Origin of the sequence: Acinetobacter sp. UBA6720 (assembly GCF_002454215.1) — a bacterium.
Lineage (GTDB): Bacteria > Pseudomonadota > Gammaproteobacteria > Pseudomonadales > Moraxellaceae > Acinetobacter.
This window is the reverse complement of sequence record NZ_DKIK01000089.1, coordinates 1-7530: the sequence shown is the minus strand read 5'-3', so window position 1 is coordinate 7530 and position 7530 is coordinate 1. Positions and strand designations below refer to the sequence as shown.

Sequence of the window (7530 nt, the reverse complement as noted above, 5' to 3'; positions counted from 1 at the left end):
GAGGTGCCCGGCTTACGACGGTCTAAATCTTTTTGCAAATCGTCTGCTGTAAGCTCAAGACCCGGTGGAACACCATCCACAATCGCCATTAAGCCTACACCATGAGATTCACCACAAGTCGTTACACGGAAGAGTTGCCCTATACTATTACCTGCCATGTCCAACGACTCCTTTTATGCTTGAACAGATTGAATGAATAAATCACGGAATTGACGGCACTGAGCTGCAGTCAATGCAAAAATTCCTGTACCGCCTTTTTGGAACTGTAACCAGTAAAAATCAACGGTATTAAAGTTTTGGCGCATTGCCCATTCAGAATTACCCACTTCAATCACGATGAGACCATCTTCAGTTAAGTAATCTGGTGCTTGAACTAACATTTTACGAACCAAATCCAAGCCATCTTGACCCGCTGCCAGTGCCAATTCTGGTTCATGGTGAAATTCTTCTGGTAAGTCTGCCATGTCTTCAGCATCCACATAAGGCGGATTAGACACGATGAGATCATATTGATTTTCAGCAGGAATTTTGGCAAACAAGTCAGACTCAAGTAAAGCCACTTGATATTGCTTGTCGTGGTGTTCTGAGTTAATTTGAGCCACTTCTAAAGCTTCTTTAGAAATATCAGTTGCATCCACTTCAGCATCTGGGTAGGCATAAGCTAAAGCAATCGCGATACAACCTGAACCCGTACACATATCTAAAATACGTTGTGGTGTTTTTGGATTTGGATTTTCTGGCAAGTTATTGACTGCCTCACCCATTTGGCCATTTTCACCTAAGCAATAAGGTGCAAAACGGTTTTGAATCAATTCTGCAATCGGTGAACGCGGAATCAGTACACGCTCGTCGACATAATATGGTTTACCATCAAAATATGCCAAATTAAGCAAATACGAAGTCGGTACTTTTTCATTAATACGACGTTCTAATAAACTTAAAACTTCTGCTTTTTCACTTGGTAGTAACTTTGAATCTAAGATTTCAGCATCCGCATTCCAATCTAAAGATAAAGTCTGTAACACCAACGCTGAACTTTCAGCAAAATAGTCTTCTGTACCTTGACCTAAATGTGCATCGTATTGACGTAATGCTGTCACTCCAAAACGGATAAAATCACGAATTGTACTTAAGTTTTCAGCGGCTTCCTGTATATGTTCAGGGCTAATAGTCGGGCGATCCACTAAAGGCGTCTCCAAGGTCATTGTAAAAACGCCTTATGATACCCTGTTTTTCTATGATTTATAATGTTTTGATGCACAGCAAACACATTTTCATACGCTTTGCACTTATTTGCTTATACTGCCTGTACGTGCTTCGTACATATCTGCACGGGTTTGTGTCATTTGCATCAGACATGAAATCCGCTGAACTTCAGTCTTTTCATTTTTCACAATGGGTTTGTTATTACAAATTTGATCACGCTGCTCAAGCCATTGCTGATGAGATTGTTTAACCAAAGCTTGCTCATTAGTAGGGGTTTTGTCTAAATATATTTTGAACACTTTTTTTAAGCGTTTTTTTTGTACTTTATATTCTTTACTCATGCATGTATCAATCTCACTCAATACATTGCCTGTTTGTTTCATACATATTTCATATTCTTTACTTGGACCCATCGCAAAGGCTGAACCACCGCACAATCCCATTACAAGGAGTAGACCTAATATCTGTTTCAATTCCATTCCCCAAAACAAATGTTCTTTAATCATTTTTTAATCTAATCATTCACAACATCTACGCGTTGCAGCGCTTTAATATAACATCCTATTTTGTATGAACATACTAAACACTTATAAAATTTCCACATCCTTACTTTTACATGAAGTCACAGGCTTTACATTGAAATCAGATCAAATGGCTTTATTATGAAATGAATTATTTTGCTGATTACGTCCCAACCTATGAGTTATAAACACAATAATCTAATGGCGATGCGTGAGCGTTATTGGAATGACACTGAAAATAACCACGTCGACATTGAAAAAGCTTTTTTTCAAAACCTACTACAACAACAAGGTATCTTTGACTGCGCGACCGTTGAAGATGCAAAATATTTCTTTTTTAGTCTACCAAGCATCATTATTGTTAAAGGTTATGCACACGGTTTTATGCACCAACCTGTGCAAGAAATGATTCTACAACACATTCAAACGCATAAAAATGAACTGATTCAGAAGAACAAACTTAAAATCCAATTTCGCATGTAAAACCTCAGGTTGAGCTATTTTTAAGTACTTATCTGACACTTATAAGCTTTTTTAACTCGCTATTCAGCAAGTTGAACTTTTTTAATACGTGAATACACGATATTATCCGTTACAATCTTAAGTGCTGCCCTTGCTGATGAAAGGATTTTACTGAATTATGTCAGATCACAACGATAAGCTTAAACAACTGAAAACCTCCTCTATGGATCGTCGTTTATCGATTGCCAAAGCTTCGTTGCTTGCTGGAACACGTTGGGCAGCTTCTAGCGCAACGTCTATGTTTTCTAGTGAAGAAGAAAAAGAAAAAAAACGCAAAAAAGCCATGAAAGAACAAGCCGATTATTTGGTATCTGAAATTGGCAAGCTTAAAGGTTCCATCGTCAAAATTGGCCAAATGATGGCGCTATATGGTGAACATTTTTTACCAGAAGAAATCACACAAGCGTTAAATACTCTAAACAATCAAACAGTCGCTTTAGCATGGCCTGCGATTAAACAGCAATTACACAGCCAATTGGGTTCTAAACTGGATGATTTAACCATCGACCACGAACCTTTAGGCACTGCATCACTTGCACAAGTGCACCGCGCAACACGTAAGTCTGATGGTTTAGAGGTGGTATTAAAAATTCAATACCCAGGCGTTGCTGAAGCCATTGACTCAGACATGAGCCTATTCAAAAATATGCTTAAACTGACACGCATGGTGCCGCAAACACGTGAGTTCGATCAATGGTTCGACGAAGTCCGTGAAATGATGCACCGTGAAGTGAATTATAAAATTGAGGCTGCAACTACACGCCGCTTTGCTGCTCGCTTAAAAGAAGACCCACGCTACATCGTGCCACAAATTATTGATGACTATTGCACAGACCAATTGTTATGCATGACCTTTGAACGTGGTGTGCCGATTAACAGCCCCGTCATGCTGTCTCTACCGCAAGAACGTCGCAACAAACTTGGTGAAGCATCACTTGAAATTGCGGTACGCGAGATTTTTGAATGGGGTGAAATGCAGACCGATCCGAACTTTGGTAACTATCTGGTTCGCTTAGGTAATGGCAATGATATCTTGGATAAAATCGTTCTGCTTGACTTTGGTGCAATTCGACAGTTTGATGAACACTTACTCGGTGTTGCACACAAGCTCATTCATGCTGGATTTAACCACAATAGTGAAGAAATGGTTCAAGCAATGACAGGCTATGAATTTTTCGACTCTATCCCTCAAAGCATTAAACCAGATATGGCTAAAGTTTTTTTACTTGCAACTGAAGCATTCAGCAGTCCTAGTAACAATCCTGACTTACCTACTGGTGTTATGGATCAAAACTTTGCTTATGACTGGAAAGCTAGCCAACTTCATAGCCGTGTCATGCAACAAGCGTCTAAGTCGATGGCGTCTCGCTATTTCAGTGTTCCACCCAAAGAATTTATGTTTATCAGCCGTAAATTCATCGGTGCTTATACCTTTATGACCGTGATTGAAGCGAAAACTAATGTCCGCGCAATGGTTGAAAAGTTCATCTAAAAGCTGCATGACCAAAATGATGCAATGTCATTTTGGTCAATTGATCAATCAATTCAATTTCCAACGATTTAATAAAAAACTTTAAAAACAAATCATTAGAAGAATTTAAAACACACCACCTACCGTTTATCTTTGACAATACATCATGTCAGCGATGACATAGTCATTCATGTTCCGCTATGTCAGCATAAAAATACAGAATAATTCTGCTGGATGAAAATAATGACAAATATGGTAAATAAAGCGCAGGGATTTGGCTTATCACTGATCACAAAGATGGCAAGTAGTGACGTACTTGACCAATTAAGACTCAGAAAATTCGTGGAGAAATCGCTTTATCAGGGTTCAAAAGCAAGCTTTAAAACCCTATCAAAAACGCAAAAAGCTTTTAAAGCCAATACAGGTCTGCATAAACAGCGGCTCAACAATCAAGAAAAATCATTATTTGATCTGAACTATTCAGAAGATCAGCAAATGACCATCGACACCATGTCTCAATTCGCTGCAGATGTACTTTACCCATTAGCCGCAAATGCCGATCAAAATGAAACTTTTCCAACAGAACTTTGGCAATATATCGAAGACCTAGGTCTAAACTTTTATGCTTTGCCTGAAGCACTCGGCGGTATTGCATCTGAAAAAAATATTCTGAGTAATATACTTATTGCGGAGCATTTGGCCAAAGGTGATTTTAGTTTAGCTGCGGGTATGCTCTCTACCTTTAGTGTGATTAATGCCATTACACAATGGGGTTCTGAGCAAGTACAAGCTTTATATTTGAACAGTTTTGCGCAAGACAGTAGCATTCGCGCTAGCTTTGCAATTCAAGAAGCTACGCCTGCTTTTAATCCTTACCAGTTAAAAACCAAAGCCATTTCACGTGATGGCCAGTATTTTATTCAAGGGGAAAAGACACTGGTACTATTGGCTGAAAGTGCAGATATTTTCCTTGTCAGTGCCGAGCTTAATGGCCAAGCTGAAGTTTTTATTCTCAGACGCGATGAAAGTATTCAGTTTAAAAAATCTCCCGCTATGGGGCTCAAAGCCACCGAAACAGCAACTTTAATTTTTAATCAAACCCCTGCTTTACGCTTAGGTGATGAAGACTTCAACTACACTGCATTTTTAGACCTCGGCAATTTAATGTGGTGTGCAATGGCGGTTGGCACATGTGAAGCAGTCAAAAAATATTGTATTGAATATGCCAATGAACGCACCGCCTTTGGTGAACCCATTTCTCACCGTCAAAGTGTTGCTTTTATGATTGCCGATATGGCCATCGAAATTGATGCCATGCGTATGCTTATCCTAAATGCAGCAAGTCTAGCTGAATCTGGGCAGACATTTCACCGTGAAGCCTATTTAGCACGTTTACTTTGCGCCGAAAAAGCCATGAAAATTGGCACTGATGGTGTACAGATTTTAGGTGGGCACGGATTCACCAAAGAACACCCTGTCGAACGTTGGTATCGTGATTTACGTGCAACAGCAATTGTTCACTCTGGTCTACATGCATAATAAAAAGGAAAACTGGCATGAATTTACAAAACCCTAAAAAATTTAAATTGCTGATTGATCAAGCCCACCAAGTGGCCATCAATGTACTTCGCCCTATCTCCCGAAAATACGATAAAGCTGAACATAGCTATCCTAAAGAACTGGATATGTTGGCATCCTTAGTCGATGGTATGAATGAAGGTGGTGAAGGTATGAACGCAGGGGCCGCTGTTGGTAAGCGGGGTACCAATGAACAAGGCAATAAAAATGGAGTGAATCTCTCTACCGCTTTAAGTGTAATTGAGATGTGCTATGGAGATACCGCTTTACTTCTATCAATGCCCCGTCAAGGGCTGGGGAATTCAGCAATAGCCGCTGTTGCCAATGAAGAGCAGTTGGAGCGCTTCAAAAACACATGGGCGGCCATGGCAATCACTGAACCAAACTGTGGCTCGGACTCTGCTGCTATTCGCACCACTGCAACACAAGATGGTGATGATTACATCTTAAATGGTGAAAAGATTTTCGTGACTTCAGGTGAACGTGCCGATGCTATCGTTGTTTGGGCAACTCTGGATAAAAAGTTAGGGCGTTCAGCGATCAAATCTTTTGTGATTCCTAAAGGAACAGCTGGCATGATGGTAGAACGCTTAGAGCATAAGCTAGGAATTAAAGCATCTGACACCGCAGTTATTCGTTTTATTGACTGCCGTGTATCTGCAAGCAATTTACTTGGCAATGCTGAAATAGATGCAACTAAAGGCTTTGCTGGTGTGATGGAAACTTTTGATAATACCCGTCCACTCGTTGCAGCAATGGCTATAGGCTGTGCCAAGGCCTCACTAGAACGCATTAAAGAGATTTTTAGCGATTATTTTGATCCTCAATACATAACGCCATACTTACAGACGACTCATATTGAGAGTCAAATTTATCGTATGGAAGCCGAATGGGAAGCGGCACGTTTACTGACCTTAAAAGCCGCATGGATGGCAGATAACAGAAAAACGAACTCAAAAGAAGCCTCTATCTCAAAAGCTAAAGCTGGCCGGATCTGTAATGAAATTACGCTCAAGTGCGTCGAACTTGCAGCAACAGTAGGCTATAACGAAGATGAGCTTTTAGAAAAATGGGCAAGAGATTCTAAAATTCTAGATATTTTTGAAGGGACTCAGCAAATTCAGCAACTCATTATCGCGCGCCGTGAACTAGGCAAGTCATCCAGTGAATTAAAATAATTCAATATTAATAAGGCGATAACTAAAACTATCGCCTTTCATCCAAAAGCGTTTAGCTAAAATATTACCTCATCTAAAGTTGTCCCCCCATAGACACAAATGAACTGACATTATGATTACTTAGGCTATTTAGATACAATCTATTTAGATACAATCTATTTATATCTATCTTTCATGTCATGGAATCATGTTAAGAGCATTAGAAATCAGCGTGCTTGCCTAACATCGAAAATATTGCTTAAATAAAAGGCAAATTTAACAAATCCATAAAAGAGCATCTCTCACACTGGGTTGACTGTGCTTTACCTGATGAATATGATCATTTCAAATGCTAAAACCAACGGATATGCAGCTTGTTGAATTTTCAAAGATCCCTCCCCACATCTCAAATTAGAACCAAATCTGTTTTAATTTTAACAACAGCTTTAATATTTACAGGCTGTTCATCGCTCGGTGGTGGTTCTGTTGAAAAGCGTTCAGAAAAATTAGCCAATGGCATTCAAAAGGCATATGCTGTTGAAGCAACTACAGCACAGCGTGTTGCGCCAATGATTGTGCAAAGTGCGGATCGTTATAATGTCGATCCATTGTTAATTGCGGCTGTTATAAGACAAGAGTCTAGTTACCGTAATTATGCTATTTCCCCTGCTGGTGCTATTGGCTTAACACAAGTTATCCCACGCTATTGGCAACAAACTTGCCCTGGCGATTTATTTGAGGAAGTTAATAATATTAATTGTGGCACGTACATTCTCTCCAACTATAACCAAAAAGCAGAAAGTTGGCCCAAAGCTTTGGCTTATTATAATGTCGGTCCAACAGGCTACCATTCAAGCTGGAAGATGAAACGCCAAGGAAAAAAATATGCTAAACAAGTGAAAGAACATCAAAAAAGCCTAAAAGGAGCCTTATAAGTTTTTCAAACATTGATCTTTGAATTGAGACACATGGAAATTCATTAACTTTAACTTTTGAATAATCCTTTTAGATCATGCATGAATATAAATTTTTTATACGATATGGTTTCTGTTCTCTTCTTCTTTCCTCTATATTT

At 39.3% G+C, this 7530-nt stretch carries 8 protein-coding genes; 5 read left to right on the top strand and 3 right to left on the bottom strand.

The genetic code is table 11. The annotated features are described in order from the left end of the window. The 3 genes from B4F08_RS17265 to B4F08_RS07785 form a co-directional block, all read right to left on the bottom strand. Positions 1-158: chorismate synthase (locus B4F08_RS17265; protein ID WP_414632466.1), on the bottom strand; the 158-nt coding region annotated here is incomplete at its 3' end. A 15-nt stretch (positions 159-173) separates the two neighbouring features. Beyond that, on the bottom strand, positions 174-1184 hold the full coding sequence (gene prmB, locus B4F08_RS07790) for a 50S ribosomal protein L3 N(5)-glutamine methyltransferase (protein WP_291374123.1): 1011 nt from the start codon (positions 1182-1184) through the stop codon (positions 174-176). Between the two features lie 105 nt (positions 1185-1289). Continuing rightward, positions 1290-1712, bottom strand: a complete 423-nt coding sequence (locus tag B4F08_RS07785) for a lysozyme inhibitor LprI family protein (RefSeq protein WP_086210647.1) — start codon at positions 1710-1712, stop codon at positions 1290-1292. A gap of 192 nt (positions 1713-1904) precedes the next feature. Between B4F08_RS07785 and B4F08_RS07780 the strand changes: the two genes are divergently transcribed. The 5 genes from B4F08_RS07780 (at position 1905) to B4F08_RS07760 (ending at position 7390) form a co-directional block, all read left to right on the top strand. After that, the gene (locus B4F08_RS07780) at positions 1905-2210 is read left to right on the top strand and encodes a hypothetical protein (protein ID WP_086210648.1); all 306 of its coding nucleotides are present in this window, start codon (positions 1905-1907) and stop codon (positions 2208-2210) included. A gap of 157 nt (positions 2211-2367) precedes the next feature. Continuing rightward, the gene (locus B4F08_RS07775; RefSeq protein ID WP_291374036.1) at positions 2368-3741 is read left to right on the top strand and encodes an ABC1 kinase family protein; all 1374 of its coding nucleotides are present in this window, start codon (positions 2368-2370) and stop codon (positions 3739-3741) included. 231 nt (positions 3742-3972) lie between these two features. Continuing rightward, on the top strand, positions 3973-5259 hold the full coding sequence (locus tag B4F08_RS07770; protein WP_291374122.1) for an acyl-CoA dehydrogenase family protein: 1287 nt from the start codon (positions 3973-3975) through the stop codon (positions 5257-5259). Positions 5260-5276: 17 nt separating this feature from the next. Then, complete coding sequence (locus B4F08_RS07765) at positions 5277-6476, top strand: acyl-CoA dehydrogenase family protein (RefSeq protein WP_291374035.1); 1200 nt, start codon at positions 5277-5279, stop codon at positions 6474-6476. A gap of 353 nt (positions 6477-6829) precedes the next feature. Beyond that, positions 6830-7390 carry a lytic transglycosylase domain-containing protein gene (locus tag B4F08_RS07760; RefSeq protein ID WP_291374034.1) on the top strand — a complete coding sequence of 187 codons (561 nt, stop codon included), beginning with the start codon at positions 6830-6832 and terminating at the stop codon, positions 7388-7390. Positions 7391-7530 lie beyond the last annotated feature (140 nt).